Source organism: Arthrobacter sp. UKPF54-2, assembly GCF_007858535.1.
Classification (GTDB): domain Bacteria; phylum Actinomycetota; class Actinomycetes; order Actinomycetales; family Micrococcaceae; genus Arthrobacter.
Genome location: NZ_CP040174.1, coordinates 3,191,737 through 3,207,892, shown reverse-complemented (window position 1 = coordinate 3,207,892; position 16,156 = coordinate 3,191,737). Strand labels below are relative to the sequence as shown.

At 69.1% G+C, this 16,156-nt stretch carries 15 protein-coding genes and 4 tRNA genes; 2 read left to right on the top strand and 17 right to left on the bottom strand.

Annotated features, from left to right (window positions below; genetic code table 11):
* Positions 1-325 precede the first annotated feature (325 nt).
* From E7Y32_RS14800 to E7Y32_RS14760, 9 genes are all read right to left on the bottom strand, one after another.
* Complete coding sequence (locus E7Y32_RS14800) at positions 326-2,491, bottom strand: 3-hydroxyacyl-CoA dehydrogenase NAD-binding domain-containing protein (RefSeq protein WP_146337786.1); 2,166 nt, start codon at positions 2,489-2,491, stop codon at positions 326-328.
* Complete coding sequence (locus E7Y32_RS14795; RefSeq protein ID WP_146337785.1) at positions 2,488-3,762, bottom strand: acetyl-CoA C-acyltransferase; 1,275 nt, start codon at positions 3,760-3,762, stop codon at positions 2,488-2,490. Before E7Y32_RS14795 ends, E7Y32_RS14800 begins: the two co-directional genes overlap by 4 nt.
* Before the next feature lie 139 nt (positions 3,763-3,901).
* Entirely contained in the window at positions 3,902-5,290 is a 1,389-nt protein-coding gene (locus E7Y32_RS14790; protein WP_146337784.1) for an HRDC domain-containing protein, read from the bottom strand.
* Between the two features lie 63 nt (positions 5,291-5,353).
* Entirely contained in the window at positions 5,354-5,998 is a 645-nt protein-coding gene (locus E7Y32_RS14785) for a DUF3000 domain-containing protein (protein ID WP_146337783.1), read from the bottom strand.
* Between the two features lie 81 nt (positions 5,999-6,079).
* The gene (locus E7Y32_RS14780; protein WP_146338758.1) at positions 6,080-7,183 is read right to left on the bottom strand and encodes a low specificity L-threonine aldolase; all 1,104 of its coding nucleotides are present in this window, start codon (positions 7,181-7,183) and stop codon (positions 6,080-6,082) included.
* Positions 7,184-7,218: 35 nt separating this feature from the next.
* Complete coding sequence (locus E7Y32_RS14775; protein ID WP_146337782.1) at positions 7,219-7,953, bottom strand: SDR family oxidoreductase; 735 nt, start codon at positions 7,951-7,953, stop codon at positions 7,219-7,221.
* The gene (locus E7Y32_RS14770) at positions 7,950-9,347 is read right to left on the bottom strand and encodes a DUF6421 family protein (protein ID WP_146337781.1); all 1,398 of its coding nucleotides are present in this window, start codon (positions 9,345-9,347) and stop codon (positions 7,950-7,952) included. Before E7Y32_RS14770 ends, E7Y32_RS14775 begins: the two co-directional genes overlap by 4 nt.
* Positions 9,348-9,495: 148 nt before the next feature.
* Entirely contained in the window at positions 9,496-10,029 is a 534-nt protein-coding gene (gene msrB, locus E7Y32_RS14765; protein WP_261382466.1) for a peptide-methionine (R)-S-oxide reductase MsrB, read from the bottom strand.
* A 14-nt stretch (positions 10,030-10,043) separates the two neighbouring features.
* Entirely contained in the window at positions 10,044-10,535 is a 492-nt protein-coding gene (locus tag E7Y32_RS14760; protein WP_146337780.1) for a hypothetical protein, read from the bottom strand.
* A gap of 229 nt (positions 10,536-10,764) precedes the next feature.
* Here E7Y32_RS14760 and E7Y32_RS14755 point away from each other — a divergent pair, with 229 nt between their 5' ends.
* On the top strand, positions 10,765-12,021 hold the full coding sequence (locus tag E7Y32_RS14755) for a S9 family peptidase (RefSeq protein ID WP_261382465.1): 1,257 nt from the start codon (positions 10,765-10,767) through the stop codon (positions 12,019-12,021).
* Here E7Y32_RS14755 and ybaK read toward each other — a convergent pair.
* Genes ybaK through E7Y32_RS14740 form a run of 3 tightly spaced genes read right to left on the bottom strand, consistent with a single transcriptional unit; the run spans position 12,018 to position 13,922 of the window.
* Complete coding sequence (ybaK, locus tag E7Y32_RS14750) at positions 12,018-12,515, bottom strand: Cys-tRNA(Pro) deacylase (RefSeq protein ID WP_146337778.1); 498 nt, start codon at positions 12,513-12,515, stop codon at positions 12,018-12,020. The genes E7Y32_RS14755 and ybaK overlap by 4 nt on opposite strands.
* An 8-nt stretch (positions 12,516-12,523) precedes the next feature.
* Entirely contained in the window at positions 12,524-12,994 is a 471-nt protein-coding gene (locus E7Y32_RS14745) for a SufE family protein (protein WP_146337777.1), read from the bottom strand.
* 10 nt (positions 12,995-13,004) lie between these two features.
* Positions 13,005-13,922, bottom strand: a complete 918-nt coding sequence (locus tag E7Y32_RS14740) for a sulfurtransferase (RefSeq protein ID WP_146337776.1) — start codon at positions 13,920-13,922, stop codon at positions 13,005-13,007.
* A gap of 214 nt (positions 13,923-14,136) precedes the next feature.
* On the opposite strand from E7Y32_RS14740, the gene zapE reads away from it, so the two are divergent.
* Positions 14,137-15,174 (top strand): cell division protein ZapE, encoded by a 1,038-nt coding sequence (gene zapE, locus E7Y32_RS14735; RefSeq protein WP_146337775.1) that lies wholly within the window; start codon positions 14,137-14,139, stop codon positions 15,172-15,174.
* A gap of 82 nt (positions 15,175-15,256) precedes the next feature.
* On the opposite strand, the gene E7Y32_RS14730 is transcribed toward zapE, so the two are convergent.
* The 5 genes from E7Y32_RS14730 to E7Y32_RS14710 form a co-directional block, all read right to left on the bottom strand.
* Positions 15,257-15,529: an antitoxin gene (locus E7Y32_RS14730; RefSeq protein WP_395940428.1), complete on the bottom strand. Its 273-nt coding sequence runs from the start codon at positions 15,527-15,529 to the stop codon at positions 15,257-15,259.
* Between the two features lie 155 nt (positions 15,530-15,684).
* Positions 15,685-15,759 (bottom strand) — tRNA-Val (locus E7Y32_RS14725).
* Positions 15,760-15,809: 50 nt separating this feature from the next.
* Positions 15,810-15,882, bottom strand: a tRNA-Gly gene (locus E7Y32_RS14720).
* A gap of 56 nt (positions 15,883-15,938) precedes the next feature.
* Positions 15,939-16,013 (bottom strand) — tRNA-Val (locus E7Y32_RS14715).
* Positions 16,014-16,054: 41 nt separating this feature from the next.
* A tRNA-Cys gene (locus E7Y32_RS14710) sits at positions 16,055-16,125 on the bottom strand.
* Between the last annotated feature and the right edge of the window lie 31 nt (positions 16,126-16,156).

The window sequence follows — 16,156 nt, the reverse complement described above, 5'->3', positions numbered from 1 at the left end:
CCCGGAGATCGGCACGGTGTTCGTGCCGGTCAAGGACATCGCCGAGGCCCGGGACTGGTACTGCTCGTTATTGGGCATCCCGGCGGACGGTGACATCCTCTTCGGGCACTTGTATGTGCTGCCGATGCGGGGCGCGGGGCTGGTGCTGGACAGCAAGATCTATTCGGCGGACGCGGTGTTCCGCGTCCCCGCCTTCCACCTCAACACGGCGGATATTGAGGCGGCCCATGTCCACGTGCAGGGCACCGGCACGGAGGTCACGGAGATCCGTGACGGCCCCTGCCTTTCGGCGGGGACGGCGGCGCTCCGCAGGGAAGCCGGCGGCTCAGGCGGCCGGCTCGGAGGCCACGCCCGGTGCCAGGAACTTCTTGCCGTTGACCCGCTCGGAGGCGCCCACCCGGTCCAGGTACGGGGTGATGCCGCCAAGGAACATCGGCCAGCCGGCGCCGAGGATCATGCAGAGGTCAATGTCCTCCGGCCCGGCCACCACCCCTTCGGCCAGCATCAGGCCGATTTCCTCGGCGAGGGCGTCCTGCGTGCGGCGCAGCACTTCCTCGGCGGTCGACGGCGAATCGCCGAAGGACAACAGTGCCAGGGTTTCGGCCGGGATCTCGGGCTTGCCGGCCTTGACGGAGGCCGGGTCCCAGAGCGACTTGATGCCGTTGTCAATCAGCACCTGCAGGTTCTTCGACACCGTGAAGCGGTCCCCGAAGGCGGCGTGCAGGGATTCCTGAACGTGCTGCGCGACCGGCAGCCCCACCATGGCGCCGAGGGTGAACGGCGTCATCGGCAGGCCCATCGGGCGCAGCGCGTTGTCCGCCACCTCGGCGGGTGTGCCCTCGTCAAAAGCGGCGATGACCTCGCCCATCAGGCGCAGCAGGAGCCGGTTCACCACAAACGCGGCGGCGTCCTTGACCAGCACCGCGGACTTCTTCAGGCCCTTGGCCAGTTCGAAGGCGGTCGCCAGCACGGCGTCGTCGGTCTTCGGCGCCCGGACGATCTCCAGCAGCGGCATCACGGCCACCGGGTTGAAGAAGTGGAAACCGACCAGGCGCTCGGGGTTCTGCAGGTCCTCGGCCATCGCGGTGACGGACAGCGAGGAGGTGTTGGTCGCCAGGATGCATTCGGGCGAGACGATCGCCTCAACCTCCTTGAACACCTGCTTTTTGACGTTGAGCTCCTCGAACACGGCCTCGATCACGAAGTCCGCGTCCGCGAAGGCCTCCTTGGACACCGAGCCGCTGACCAGGGCCTTGGTCCGGTTGGCGGCGTCCGGGCTGATCCGCTTCTTCGCCAGCAGCCTGTCCACCTCGGCGTGCACGTAGTCCACGCCCTTGTCCACCCGGGCCTGGTCGATGTCGGTCATGACCACCGGCACCTTGAGTTGGCGGGCGAACAGCAGTGCGAGCTGGCTGGCCATCAGGCCGGCGCCGACGACGCCGATCTTCGTGACCGGGCGCGCGAGCTTGCGGTCCGGGGCGCCCGCGGGGCGCTTGGAGCGGCGCTGGACCAGGTCCAGGAAGGCGTACACGGTGGAGCGGAACTCGTCGGTCTGCATCAGGTCCGCGAGGGTCTGGCATTCGAGCTCCGCCGACTCTGCCTGGGTCAGGGTCCGGTTGGCTTCCAGCACGTCCAGCACCTTGGCCGGGGCAGGGGAGGCGTTGGAAGTCTTGGCCTCGACGAAGGCGCGGCCGGCGGCCACGGCGGCCGCCCAGCGCTCTGCGACGTCCGGCGCGGAAGCGTCGACGGCGTTGGCCCGTGCCGGGGTCTCGGCGCCGGCGATCACCCGGGCGGCCCAGGCGACAGACTGCTCGACGAAGTCGGCGGGCTCGAAGATGGCGTCCGCGACGCCGAGGTCGTAGGCCTGCGGGCCGGTCAGGGTGCGGTTGTTGCTCAGCGGGTTCTCGATCATCACCTGGACGGCGTGCTCGGGCCCGATCAGCCGCGGCAGGATGTAGACCCCGCCCCAGCCAGGGATCAGCCCGATGAACGCCTCCGGGAGGGCCAGCGCGCCGGCCCCGGTGGAGACGGTGCGGTACGTGGACTGCAGGGCGATCTCCAGCCCGCCGCCCAGGGCCAGGCCGTTGATGAACGCGAAGCTGGGGACACCGAGGTTTGCCAGGGTGGCGTAGACGTCATGGCCGAGCTGGGCCATCCAGAGGCCCTGCTCCCGGCCGCTGACGGACTTGACCGTGGACAGGTCCGCCCCTGCGACCAGGAAGTAGGGCTTACCGGTGACGCCGACGCCGACGATCTCCCCGCGCGCGGCACGCTCCCGCTGCCCCTCCAGCACGGTGCCGAGCTCGATCAGGGTGTTCGGTCCCAGGGTGGTGGGCTTGGAGTGGTCCAGGCCGTTGTCCAGCGTCACCAGCGCGAAGGTGCCGGGGCTGGTGCCGTTGACGGCGGGCAGCTGGATGTCCTGAACGTAGGAGTGGGTCACGGTCTCGCCCGGGAACAGTTCGGCGAGTTTGCGGAAATCGGCGGCGCTCATGCTGCGGCTCCAGTCTCGGTGGTGGTGTAGTCGGTGCCGTAATCGGCGTGGTGCGGGTTTTCCCAGATGACCGTGGCGCCCATGCCCAGGCCAATGCACATGGTGGTCATGCCAAAGCGGACGCTGGGGTCCTCCTCGAACTGCCGGGCCAGCTGGTTCATCAGCCGGACGCCGGAGGAGGCCAGCGGGTGGCCGACGGCGATCGCGCCGCCGTAGCGGTTGACCCGGGGGTCGTCGTCGGCGATGCCGAAGTGGTCCAGGAAGCTGAGCACCTGGACGGCGAAGGCCTCGTTGATTTCGAACAGGCCGATGTCCCCGATGCCGAGCCCGGCGTTTTTGAGCGCCTTCTCTGTGGCCGGGACCGGGCCGATGCCCATGACCTCGGGTTCGACGCCGGCGAAGGCGTAGCTGACCAGGCGCATCTTGACCGGCAGGCCGAGCTCCTCGGCGGCGTCGGCCGAGGCCAGGAGCGCAGCGGTGGCGCCGTCGTTGAGGCCGGCGGCGTTGCCGGCGGTGACGCGGCCGTGCGCGCGGAACGGGGTGCGCAGGGCGGCGAGGTCCTCCACCGAGGTGCCCGGGCGCGGCGGCTCATCGACGGTGTTGACGGTCCAGCCCCGGCCGGGCTTCATGGTGGCTACCGGGACCAGGTCCGGCTGGATCTGCTCCTTGGCGTAGGCGGCCGCCAGCTTGTCCTGGGAGGCTACGGCGTAGGCGTCCGTGCGCTCCTTGGTGATGGCGGGGAAGCGGTCGTGCAGGTTTTCCGCGGTGTTGCCCATGTTCAGGGCGGCGGGGTCCACGATCCGTTCGGACATAAAGCGCGGGTTGGGGTCCGCGCCCGCGCCCATCGGGTGGTTGCCCATGTGTTCGACGCCGCCGGCGATGACGACGTCGTACGCGCCGAAGCCGATTCCGCTCGCCGTCGTCGTAACCGCGGTCATGGCGCCGGCGCACATCCGGTCGATGGCAAACCCGGGAACGGTTCGCGGCAGCCCGGCCAGCAGGGTCGCGGTGCGGCCGATGGTCAGGCCCTGGTCGCCGGTCTGGGTGGTGGCGGCAATGGCCACCTCGTCGATCCGCTCCGCCGGCAGGGACGGGTTGCGGCGCATGAGTTCGCGGATGCATTTGACCACCAGGTCATCGGCACGGGTTCCGGCGTAAATGCCCTTCTCGCCGGCGCGGCCGAACGGGGTGCGGACGCCGTCGACGAAAACGACGTCGCGGACGGTGTTCCTTCGTCCGGTGGCCGGCTGGGCGCTGCTGGCTTGGCTCACGTATTACTCCTCATTGAGACATGGGTGCCGGATCGTTGCCCGGGCCCTAGGGGTCGGGACGGGCTCGAATGATCCAGGCGACATCACCAGCAATGTTACTCATGAGTAACTTAGCTGGCAAGGAGGCGGAGCCGGCGGGTCAGGAAGGGGCTTCGGACGGGGCGTCGGCCGTTCCGGTGGCGGCTGCCTTGGCCTCTTTCGGCGGCAGCGGCTGCGGGTTCAGGAACGCTTCGGCGATCAACGGGGCGGTGAGCTGGATCTGCCACTGGCGGGCCCCGAGGTTCTGGAGCTCCTCGGCGATGCCTTCCTCGCTGATCTCGGCCGGCGGGCGCCATGCCACGCGGCGCAGGTAGTCCGGAGTGAGCAGGTTCTCGACCGGCAGGTTCAGTTCCTCGGCCCGGGCCTGCAGCAGGGGCCTGGCGGTGGCAAGGCGTGCCGCGGCTTCCGGATCCCGGTCGGCCCAGACGCGCGGCGGCGGGGGAGCGTTGGTGGGAAGGTGCAGCGGCGGCAGTTCCTCGAGGCTGCGGGCGGTGCTGATGCAGCGCAGCCAGCGCGGGGCCTCGCGCTGCGCGGCCCGGCCGTGGAAGCCCTTGGTGCCGAGCAGCTGCGGCACGGTGGTGGGCATGGCCTTCGCGGCGGCCACGAGGGAGGAGTCGGGGATGAGCCGGCCGGGGGCGACGTCGCGCTTCTGGGCGAGTGAGTCGCGCTCCAGCCAGAGTTCGCGGACGGCCGCGAGCTGGCGGCGGTCGCGGATCTGGTGCAGCCCGGAGGTTTTGCGCCACGGGTCGACGCGCGGCGGGGCCTGGCCGGCCTCGAGGATCGCGGCGAATTCCTGCTCTGCGTACTCGAGCTTGCCGTCTGCGGTGAGGAGTTCGATCAGCTCCTCGCGCAGCTCGGTGAGGACCTCGACGTCGAGCGCGGCGTAGCGTAGCCACGGTTCGGGCAGCGGCCGGGTAGACCAGTCGGCGGCGGAGTGTTCCTTGGCCAGTCCGAAGCCGAGGAGCTGCTCGATCACGGCGGCGAGGCCCACCCGGGGCAGACCCGCCAGCCTGGCGGCGAGCTCGGTGTCGAAGAGCTTGTCCGGCCACATGCCGAGTTCGGAGAGGCAGGGGAGGTCCTGGCTGGCGGCGTGCAGGATCCATTCGACGCCCCGCAGTGCGTCGTTGATGATGCTGAGGTCGCCGAACGGCTCAGGGTCGATCAGCCAGGTGCCGGCGCCTTCGCGGCGGATCTGGACCAGGAAAGCGCGCTGGCCGTAACGGAATCCGGATGCCCGTTCGGCGTCGACCCCCGCGGGGCCGTGGCCCGCGGCCAGGGCTGCCGCGCAGCGCTCCAGTCCTGCCCGGGTTTCGATGACGAGCGGAACGCCGTCACGCGGGGCGTCGAGATCAATGACCTCGGGGACCAGGCTGTCGAAGCCTTCCACCGTGATGTGGGTTGCCGTGTCCGCAGCGCTGGCCGTACTGGCGGCAGGGTTGGTGGCTGCGGCTGTGTTGGCCGTGGTGATTTCCGGATTATGAGGGGTCATGATGACTCCAGTTTACCGACATTGCCATCGTTGCAGGCCGAAGCGGTGCATGGCCGGGCCCGGTCATGCCAGCCGGGGACGCCGGCGCGGCAGTGCGGAGACGCCCTCTGGCAGCGGCGGCAGGCCGGCAAACGTGCAGACCATGTCCGACCACGCCTCCAGATGCGCGGTGATGTCGCGGCCGGCCGGCGTCCATGAGGCGCGCAGTTCGATGTCGATGGTTCCGGGCCGGTCCGCCAGCGTGCCGAAGCTCTCGGAGAGCACCCGGGTGGCCGTGCCGCCGGCTGAACGGTAGTCGGCCTGGTGGTTTTCCAGTGCTTCCACCAGCCAGGTCCAGGCGACGGAGCCGAGCATCTCGTCGTTGCCCATGTCCGGTTCCAGCTGGGCGCGGATGTAGGTGACGATCCGGAATTCGCCGTCCCAGACCGCGGAGCCGTCGGGGTCGTGCAGGAGGATGAAGCGGCCGGTGGCGAGTTCGACGTCGTCGCTGCCGGCCGCGGGGGCCAGTGCGGCGGCCGCCGGGCCGTGGACCGCTCCGGAGGCGCCGTCGCCGGGGACCACCACTTCCGCGCCGAGCGCCACGGCGAAGGGCGCGAGCCGGCCGGGCGCCGGGATCTCGTCGAGGCGCAACTCGCTGCGGCACCGTGCTTTTCGAAGGGTTCCCAAAGCGAAGAGGAAATCCGCCGGAACCTGGTCGAGGGCGTTCACAGTGACAGGGTATGCACGGGCGCCGTCCCGGCCCCGCAGGCTCGCCGCCCTGCCGGGCCGGACGGGTGCGCAGCCTTGCGGTCAGGCGTCCGCGAGCTCGCGCTTGATCGCGGCAATAAAGGAATCAACGTCTTCCTCGGTGGTGTCGAAGGAGCACATCCAGCGGACCTCGCGGGCCGCCTCGTTCCAGTCGTAGAAGCGGAAGGACTTCCGCAGCCGGTCCGCCACACCGGCGGGCAGGACGGCGAAGACGCCGTTGGACTCGGTCTTCTGGCTCAGCTCGACGCCGGGGATCGACTCGACGCCGGCGCGAAGCCGGGCCGCCATCGCATTGGCGTGCGACGCCGAACGCAGCCACAGATCACCCTCGAGCAGGGCGATGAACTGGGCCGACATGAAACGCATCTTGGAGGCGAGCTGCATGTTCATCTTGCGCAGGTAGACCAGGCCGTGGGCGGCGTCGGGGTTCAGCGCCACCACAACCTCGCCGAAGAGCAGGCCGTTCTTGGTGCCGCCGAAGGAGAGGATGTCCACGCCGGCGTCGCGGGTGAACGCCCGCAGCGGCACGCCGAGGTGGGCGGCGGCGTTGGCCAGCCGGGCGCCGTCCATGTGCAGTTTCATTCCCTTGGAGTGGACATGCTCCGCGATCGCGCGGACCTCCTCGGGCGTGTAGCAGGTGCCGAGTTCGGTGGTCTGGGTGATGGACACGGCCAGCGGCTGGGCGCGGTGCTCGTCGCCCCAGCCCCAGGCTTCCTGGTCGATCAGGGCGGGGGTGAGTTTGCCGTCCTCCGTAGGGACCTGGAGCAGCTTGATGCCGCCGATCCGCTCGGGGGCGCCGTTTTCGTCCATGTTGATGTGGGCGGTGGAGGCGCAGATGACGGCGCCCCAGCGCGGCAGCAGGGACTGCAGCGAGAGCACGTTGGCGCCGGTGCCGTTGAAGACCGGGAAGCATTCAATGCCCGTCCCGAAGTGCTCCTCCATCAGCTGCTGCAGCCGGGCGGTGTAATCGTCCTCGCCGTAGGAAACCTGGTGGCCCTCGTTGGCCGCGGCGAGGGCCGCCAGGACCTCCGGGTGCACTCCGGAATAGTTGTCCGAGGCGAAGCCGCGGACGGAGGGGTCGTGGAGCCGCTCCGTGGTGCTGGCCGGGGCAGTGTCAACTATGTTTTTTTCGACCGTGCTGGTCATCTCGTTACTCACACTTCCAGTCTAGAGGTGCCGGCTTACCGGCTAAGGGGCAGCCGCCGGCCGTTCAGTTCCGCGGCGGGGGCGGTGAAGAGACCGACGGCGGCAGCGGCCAGGTCTTCGACGTCGGTGAAGCCGGGGAAGGTGCGTTCCGGGGACTTCGCCCGCATGCCCGCGTCCACGAGGGCCTTCACCACGAAGATCACGGCGGCGCTTTGCTGCTCCACGGGCTCCTCCTTGTGTCCTGCTTGGGCGCGGCGGAACCCGTCGGCCACCGCGAGGGTCCAGGCTTCCGCGGCCGCCTTGGCCGCCGCGTAGCTGGCGCCGGCCGCCGTCGGGCTGGCCACCGCGGTGGACGAGACGATGGCCAGGCGCCCGGTGTCCGAGGCGGCCAGGTCGTCGTAAAAAGCCCGGCTGACGTTGCGGAGGGTGGTGACGGCGTTGCGTTCCAGGAAGTCCCAGTCCTCATCGCTCTGGTCCGTGATGCCCTTCGCGCCGCGCCAGCCGCCCACCAGGTGGATCACGCCATCGACGCGCCCGGCCTGTTCCGTGAGTGTTGCGCGGAGGTACCGGACCGCCGCCGGATCGGCAAGGTCGCAGACCATCGGCACCACACCGCTGCCGGCCTCGGCCGCGGCGGCCTCGATCCGGGCCCGGTCCGAGCCCACGGTGAAAACGGCGTGTCCGGCGTTGCGCAGGGCGCGGGCGACGGCGATCCCCGAAGGACCGCTGCCGCCCGCGACCAGCACGTTCAGTGTGCGGCCGGCGCTCATCCGGCGTTCAGTGCAGCGTTAGTCGAGCCCGTATCGGACGTCCCCGTGATGCCTGCGGTGGATTCGATTACGGTGCGCATCTTCTTCTCCAGCGCTTCGTAGAACATGGAGAGCGGGAACTCGTCGTCGAGCACCTGATCGGTCAGGCCGCGCGGCGGACCGTCCAGCGGCAGGGCGTCGGGCCCCTTGGCCCAGACCGACGCCGGGTTGGGAGTGACAGTGCCGGAGATCAGCTCGTAGGCGGCCAGCCAGTGGGCCGTCTTGGGGCGGTCGATCGAGCGCCAGTACAGTTCCTCGATCCTGGCGCCGAGTTCAACGACGACGTCGGCAACTTCGTCCCAGTCGATGCTGAGCTTGCTGTCGGTCCAGTGCAGCACGTGGTGCTGGTGCATCCAGGCGAAGAGCAGCTGGCCCCCGAGGCCGTCATAGTTCCGGACCCGGCTGCCGGTGATGGCGAAGCGGAAGATGCGGTCGAAGATGACGGCGTACTGGACCAGCTTGGCGTGCCGGCGTGCCTCCGGATCGGCGTCCTCGTCCTTTTCGATCTTCACGGACTCGCGGAAAGCGGTCAGGTCGCAGCGGAGTTCCTCCAGGGAATACAGGAAGTACGGCATGCGCTGCTTGATCATAAACGGGTCGAACGGCAGGTCGCCGCGCATGTGGGTGCGGTCGTGGATGAGGTCCCACATCACGAAGGTTTCCTGGGTCAGGTCCTGGTCCTCGAGCAGGGCCGCGGCGTCAGCCGGCAGTTCCAGGGAGGTGATGTCCGCGGCGGCGCGCAGCACCCGACGGAAGCGGGCCGCCTCGCGGTCGGCGAAGATGGCGCCCCAAGTGAAGGTGGGGGTCTCGCGGACGGCGACGGTCTCCGGGAAGAGCACCGCGGAGTTGGTGTCGTAGCCGGGGGTGAAGTCGAGGAAGCGGATCGGCACGAAGAGCTTGTTGGAGTATTCGCCCGCCTCCAGGCCGTCAATGAATTCCGGCCAGATGACCTCGATCAGCACCGCTTCGACCAGCCGGTTGGTGCTGCCGTTCTGGGTGTACATCGGGAAAACCACCAGGTGCTGGAGGCCGTTGACGCGGTGCTGCTGCGGCTGAAAGGCCTGCAGGGAGTCGAGGAAGTCCGGGACGCCGAAGCCTGCGTCGGCCCAGCGGCGGAAGTCGGTGACGAGAAGGGCCAGGTAGGCGGCGTCGTGCGGGAAGGCCGGAGCCAGGGCAGTCACCGCTGCAGTGAGGGTGGCGACGAGGTCCGCGGCGGCCGGGTGGTCGGCGGCGTCGGGGACGGAACCGTCCTTGACCTGGAGGGCCTGCAGGGCCGTCGCGGCGGCCTTGAGCTGCTGCCATTCCGGGGAATCGGCAGTGATCCGGGCAGGGGCGGTGAGGGCGGTTACGGTCATCGTTGCTCGCCTTTCTGGTTGCTGGAAACGTCTACGGCGAGCGTAGCAAGCAAACAGAAGCGCTAACTCAAAAAGAGGTCGAGCATAAGAATGTCTGAGGCAAACGGCCCGGCGGGTGGCATCCAGCTCCAGCCGGGCGGGGGCTGGCTCAGGCTTCGGGGCCTTCGGTGGCGTCGGCCGCGGGGACGAGCTTCAGGGAAACGGAGTTGATGCAGTAGCGCTGGTCCGTGGGGGTGCCGTAGCCCTCGCCCTCAAAGACGTGGCCCAGGTGCGAGTCACAGGCCGCGCAGCGCACCTCGATGCGTTCCATCCCGAGGGTGCGGTCGTGGATGTAGCGCACCGTGCCCTCCGCCAGCGGTGCCCAGAAGGAGGGCCAGCCGCAGTGCGAATCGAATTTTTCCCGGCTGGTGAACAGCTCGGTGCCGCAGGCCCGGCATTGGTAGACGCCCTCGGTGTGGGTGTCCCAGTATTCGCCGGTGTAGGGCCGCTCGGTCCCGGCCTGGCGCAGCACCCGGTATTCCTCCGGGGTCAGCTCCTCGCGCCACTGCTGGTCGGTCTTTTCCACCGGGCCCGCTTCGGTGGCGCCGGTTTGTCCGGCCGCGGCCGCTGCGGTGTCCCCTGCGGCCCCGGTGGCAGGGGAGGAGACGGGCTGGACTTTGGGCTTGTTGCTAAAGATGCTCATGACGTCCACAACGCTCAGGAGTCGCCGATAAATCCCGATCCGGCGTACAGATGCAGCACCGGGAGGCCGAGCTTGTCCTGGGCCTCGTTGGCCCAGTCGGTGTGGAAGGTGTCCGCCACGGCGTGCGGGCGGGTGATCACCACGGCCTGTCCCGCATTGAGTTCCTTGACCTTGGCGACGAGGCCGTCCACGGCCTTGCCCTCGACGATTTCGCCGGTTACGCCGCCGCCGAGTCCGCCCAGCGCGGTGAGCGAGGCGGCCAAGGTCTCGGCAGCTGCCGCCCGTTCCACGTCGGGGTCGGGGTGCCGGGCGGTCAGTTCCCGGAAGGCCTTGGCGATTTCGAGCATGGACAAGTTCTCCAGGAAGTCCACCAGCAGGTGGCGCTCGGTGTTCGCCGGGACCAGGACCACCAGCGGCGAATCGCCGTCGGCCACGAGGGTCTCGATGTTGACGCGGTCGTCCGCGCCGAGGGGCTCTTCTGTAAGGATGACGATTGGGTCGCTCATGCCCCCAGCCTAGCCCCCGGGCCAGCGCCCCGCACGGACCGGGCCACCGCCCCGGCCGGACGGAGCCGCGGGTGCGCCGGATGCCGGGGTTGGCCGCTGGTTCGGTAAGAATGGTGCCATGGCTTCGACCCTGCGCTTCCGCCCGCCACCGCCACGGATACCCCCTGCCCGAAGGAGCCCCCGGGCCCTGCCGGCGGGCATTCGGGAAACCGGAGCGCCCGATCCCCTGGTGCACGGGAATGCCAAGTGGGCCGTGGGCGGCATCATCGGCGGGAGCGCCGCGGCGGGGCTGCTCGCCGCGGGCTCCTCGGCGCTGGCCTTGTACTTCGCGCGGCGTGTCATCACCCCGGTCCGGGTGCGGGAGGAGGACCAGGAGGTGCTGGCGGTGATCCGCGACGGCCGTGAGCTGCAGGTCATCCTCAAAGCGACCCCGGACTCGACGGTCGAGGGGGTCTACGGGTTCTTTTTCGACGGCGGCCGCGGGCACGCCCGGCTCGGTCGGATCCTGTCCTATTCGCCCGCCGAGCAGACGGTGCTGCGGGAGGTCGAGGCCGTCTACAGCGGGGACCTGACGACGGCGCGGCGTGGCTACTGGAGCGGGGCCGTGCACCCGGATCCCGCGGCGCTCGGACTGCCGGCCGAAGAGGTGCAGATCGAGGTCGACGGCGGAACAGCGCCCGCCTGGCTGGTCCGCGCCGCCCCGCAGGCCGGCCTGCCGGCGGAACTGCCGGCCGAAGGGGCGGGAGCGGCGGGCGCAACGCCGCCGTCGGACGTCTGGGCGATCATGGTGCACGGGCGCGGCGCGAGCCGGCAGGAGGGCCTCCGGGCCGTCCGGGTGGCTCGCGACCTGGGCCTGTCCAGCCTGCTCATTTCCTACCGCAATGACGGACTGGCCCCCTCGGCGCAGGACGGCCGGTACGGCCTGGGCTCCACCGAGTGGCGCGACGTCGAGGCTGCAATCGCCTACGCGCTGGACCACGGCGCCCGCGAAGTGGTGCTCTTCGGCTGGTCAATGGGCGGGGCGATCTGCCTGCAGACCGCGGACCTCTCCCGCTACCACCACCTGATCCGGGCGATGGTGCTGGATGCACCGGTGATCAACTGGGTCAACGTGCTGGCGCATCATGCCGAGCTGAACCGGATCCCGTCCGCCGTCGGACGCTACGGGCAGCTGATGATGAGCCACCCGCTGGGCCGCCGGCTCACCGGGCTGGCCGCCCCGGTGGACCTGAAGGCGATGGACTGGGTGTCCCGCGCCGTGGAGCTCCGGACGCCGACGCTGATCCTGCACTCGGTCGACGACGAATACGTCCCCTACGGCCCGTCCGCGACCCTCGCCGAGAAGAACCCGGAGATGGTGACGTTCGAGACGTTCAGCACGGCCCGGCACACCAAGGAATGGAACGTAGACCCGGAGCGCTGGGAGGCTCTGGTCACGGCCTGGCTCCGGCAGCAGCTCGCGCCCCGGAAAACTCCGGCTGGCTAGCTGCGGGAAGTGCCGATCCGGGCTGTACGCGCGCCGGTCAGCCGGATGAGCTCGGCCGGGCTGAGCTCCAGGTCCAGTCCGCGGCGCCCGCCCGAAACCAGGATCGTCGTCAGTCCCAGTGCGCTCTCGTCCAGCACCGTGGGGGAGGGCTGGCGCTGTCCCAGCGGCGAGATGCCGCCGAGGACATAGCCGGTGCGGCGCTCCGCCGTCGCCGGGTCCGCCATGGCGGCCTTTTTGCCGCCCAGGGCGGCGGCCATCGCCTTCAGGTCCAGGTTTCCGCTGACCGGCACGACGCCCACGGCGAGGCGCCCGTCGACGTCGACCATCAGCGTCTTGAACACCCGGGCGGGATCGATCCCAAGCATTTCGGCGGCCTCCAGCCCGTAGCTGGCGGCGGCGGGGTCATGGCTGTAGGGGTGCGCAACGAAGGGAACCCCGGCCGCCGCGAGTGCCGCGGTGGCCGGGGTTCCCTGGGACGCCTGTTTGCGGGCCACCGGACTGCCTAGCCGTGCTGCGGCAGGGCAGCGACTTTGCGTTTGATCCGGCCGAGCATGGCCGTCATGCCGCGCATCCGCAGCGGGGTGATCGCCCGGGTGAGGCCCAGGAGTTCGGGCATGTCGTCCGGGACGGCCAGGATCTCGGCCGGGCTGAGCCCGTCGAGCCCCTCGTGCAGCACGCCGGCGAAGCCGCGGGTGGTGGGCGCCTCCGGCGGGGCCTTGAAGAACAGCCGCACGCGCTCCGGCGGACCGCCGGACTGCGCACCACCGGCCGGCTCCGTTTCGATGGTCAGGAACAGCGGCGACTGGCATTCCACCACCTGCTCCATCAGCTCGGGGTGGTCCTGGAGCCGGGCCGGAGGATCCGGCAGTTCGCGGGAAAACTCCAGCAGCAACTGCAGCCGCTCGGCTTCCTCGAGGGCCTGGAAATCGTCAACGATGTCCGCCAGGGCGGGGGGCAGGGCAGAAGTAGTCATCGCTCCCAGTTTACTTGCCTGCGGGAACGGTGCCGCGGTCCGCGCCCTTGACGATCGGGACCCGGACGGCGTTGCCCCACTCGGTCCAGGAGCCATCGTAGTTGCGCACGGTCTCGAAGCCCAACAGGTACTTGAGCGCGAACCAGGTATGGCTGGACCGCTCGCCGATGCGGCAGTAGGCCACGACGTCGTCGCCCTCCTTGAGTCCTGCTTCGTCCAGGTACAGGGCCTCCAGTTCGGGGCGACTGCGGTAGGTGCCGTCCTCCGCCGCGGCGCGGGCCCACGGGACGGACGCCGCGGTGGGGATGTGGCCGCCGCGCAGGGCGCCTTCCTCCGGGTAGGCGGGCATGTGCGTGCGCTGGCCGGTGTATTCCTCGGGGGAGCGGACGTCGATCAGCGGCTTGCCGAGGTGGGCCAGCACGTCGTCCTTGAAGGCGCGGATCGGGGCGTCGTTGCGCTCCACGACGGGGTACTCGCCCGGCGTGACCGCGGGCTTGTCCGTGGTGAGGGCGCGGCCTTCGGCGATCCACTTGTCGCGGCCGCCGTCGAGCAGCCGGACGTCTTCGTGGCCAAAGAGGGTGAAGACCCACAGGGCGTAGGCGGCCCACCAGTTGGACTTGTCGCCGTAGATCACCACGGTGCTGTCGCGGGAGATTCCCTTGGCCGCGGCGAGGGCGGCGAACGCTGCCCCGTCCACGTAGTCGCGGGTGACCTCGTCGTTCAGGTCCGTGTGCCAGTCGATCTTGACCGCGCCTGGAATGTGGCCGGTTTCGTACAGCAGGACGTCCTCGTCGGATTCCACGACCACCAGTTTCCCGCCGTCGAGCGCGCCGCCGTCAATCGCCGCGGCGAGCCATTCGGTGGAGACGAGGCGCTCCGGGTGGGCGTAGGCGGCGAATTTCTCGTTCTGCTCAACGGGGTAGGGCATGAAGATGGCCTTTCACTGGGCGGTCGGGAGGCCGGGCCATGGTGGTGCGCGGCGCCGGGCCTGCCTCCACACTAACCACGCCCCGGCAGGATTGCTTCCCCGGCCTACATACTCGGAAATATGGCCTTGGTCACGTCCGTTCCGGCGTCCGGAAGGGAAGGGGGCAGTTGCCGGTATCCTTTCTGGGGACACGAGACCAGCAGAACGGACCACCTTGGTAAAGATCGAACAGCTCGCCGCCAGAACACCGGCGGTTTCCGTGGATGAACTCCTCAACGGTTTTTATCCGTCGCCGCGCTTCGGTGAGGTGTCCTTTGCCAGCTACCGGCCGGACCCGGCCCAGCCCAGCCAGGCCCACGCGGTCCATGCCCTGCAAAAATTCGCGGCAGGCGTCGGAGCCGGCGACGGCGACGGCCTGTTCAAGCGGCTCTTCGGCAAGAAGGACACCTCGCGGGCGGGCATCTACCTCGACGGCGGCTTCGGCGTCGGCAAGACCCACCTGCTCGCCTCGCTCTGGCACGCCGCCCCGGGCCCCAAAGCCTTCGGCACCTTCGTGGAGTACACCAACCTGGTGGGAGCCCTGTCCTTCCGCAAGACGGTGGAGGCGCTTAGCCACTACAAACTGGTCTGTATCGATGAGTTCGAGCTCGACGATCCGGGCGACACGGTCCTCATGTCGCGGTTGATGCGCGAACTGGCCGACGCCGGGGTCAAACTCGCCGCGACCTCCAACACGCTGCCGGGCTCCCTCGGCGACGGCCGGTTCGCCGCCGTCGACTTCGCCCGCGAGATCCAGGTCCTGGCCGACCAGTTCGACGTCGTCCGGATCGACGGCGAGGACTTCCGCCATCGCGGCCTGCCGAAGGCGCCGGCGCCGCTGCGCAACGACGAGCTCGCGCGCCACATGCAGGCGGAGTTTGACGGTAAGACGGTCGCCAAGGATGAATTCAGCACGCTGATCAACCACTTGGCCGGCGTCCACCCGAGCCGCTACCGGCAGCTGATCGACGGGATCGACGGCGTCGTCTGGCGCAACGTGGAGACCATCACCGAGCAGGCCGTGGCGCTGCGCTTCGTTGTGCTCGCCGACCGGCTGTACGACAAGGACGTGCCGATCCTGGCCAGCGGCGTGCCGTTCGACCAGCTCTTCACCGAGGAGATGATGACCGGAGGGTACATGAAGAAGTACTTCCGCGCCGTCTCCCGGCTTACCGCCCTGGCCCGGGAGGGTCAAAACCACGAGCCGTCCTAGCGCTTGATTGCGTTGGTCGTTAAACGACGAAGGTGCCGGCGCCGCCTCTCGGCGGGACCGGCACCTCGCTGACGTACCTGGGTCAGAGGCCCGGCTGCCGGGGTTCCCCGGGGACGGGCGACTCTTCCGCGACGTGCGGCTCTGCGGCGGGGGCCGTTTCCGGCCGGCCGTCCGCGTTGTCCACGAAGTCGGAGGCGCCTCGCTGGGCGGCATCGACCTTGTCGGCGTACTTTCCGCCGGTCTTCGAGTCGACGAAATCACCCGCCTTTTCGATACCGTCCTTGATGGCTTGTTCGTTGCCACCAATCAGATGCTGAGCCTTGCCCTTTAGATCGTCAAGTAATCCCACGGGCACCTCCCTTCAGTCGCGGAGCCAGATCGCTCCTAGCGTTTTCGATCCTAACTGGCGGACGGGGAGGTGCCAAGGGTGTACGCCCAGAGGAGAAAGACTCTGTGCGCAGTGCCGGCCAGGGATACGAAAAAGCAGCCCCGGGGGGGAGCTGCTTAGTGTGGTGGGCGATACTGGGATCGAACCAGTGACCTCTTCCGTGTCAGGGAAGCGCGCTACCGCTGCGCCAATCGCCCGCAACCGGAAGGATCCGGAGTGGAAATGTGTAAAACTTTTGAAACAAGAGAGCGGACGACGAGATTCGAACTCGCGACATCCACCTTGGCAAGGTGGTGCTCTACCAGCTGAGCTACGTCCGCATTTTAGTCCGTTCCGGCAAGGCCGGTGGTACTGGGTCAAGCGAGTTTCCTCGCTTTGGTGGGCGATACTGGGATCGAACCAGTGACCTCTTCCGTGTCAGGGAAGCGCGCTACCGCTGCGCCAATCGCCCCTTTCGTATCCGGCCGGGACCGGAAACCAGGGTTTTCACCGAGGTGGGTACGGGATTCGAACCCGTGTATACGGCTTTGCAGGCCGCTGCCTCGCCTCTCGGCCAACCCACCGTGTAGACACAATTCCGAAGAACTGTTGCCG

What these genes read in the sequence shown, in the direction of transcription:
- E7Y32_RS14790 (WP_146337784.1), bottom strand. Translation starts at nt 5,290, where the DNA reads ATGACCCCTCATAATCCGGAAATCACCACGGCCAACACAGCCGCAGCC.
- E7Y32_RS14770 (WP_146337781.1), bottom strand. Translation starts at nt 9,347, where the DNA reads ATGACCGTAACCGCCCTCACCGCCCCTGCCCGGATCACTGCCGATTCC.
- E7Y32_RS14740 (WP_146337776.1), bottom strand. Translation starts at nt 13,922, where the DNA reads ATGCCCTACCCCGTTGAGCAGAACGAGAAATTCGCCGCCTACGCCCAC.
- E7Y32_RS14775 (WP_146337782.1), bottom strand. Translation starts at nt 7,953, where the DNA reads ATGAGCGCCGGCCGCACACTGAACGTGCTGGTCGCGGGCGGCAGCGGT.
- E7Y32_RS14780 (WP_146338758.1), bottom strand. Translation starts at nt 7,183, where the DNA reads ATGACCAGCACGGTCGAAAAAAACATAGTTGACACTGCCCCGGCCAGC.
- E7Y32_RS14745 (WP_146337777.1), bottom strand. Translation starts at nt 12,994, where the DNA reads ATGACTACTTCTGCCCTGCCCCCCGCCCTGGCGGACATCGTTGACGAT.
- msrB (WP_261382466.1), bottom strand. Translation starts at nt 10,029, where the DNA reads ATGAGCATCTTTAGCAACAAGCCCAAAGTCCAGCCCGTCTCCTCCCCT.
- E7Y32_RS14760 (WP_146337780.1), bottom strand. Translation starts at nt 10,535, where the DNA reads ATGAGCGACCCAATCGTCATCCTTACAGAAGAGCCCCTCGGCGCGGAC.
- E7Y32_RS14800 (WP_146337786.1), bottom strand. Translation starts at nt 2,491, where the DNA reads ATGAGCGCCGCCGATTTCCGCAAACTCGCCGAACTGTTCCCGGGCGAG.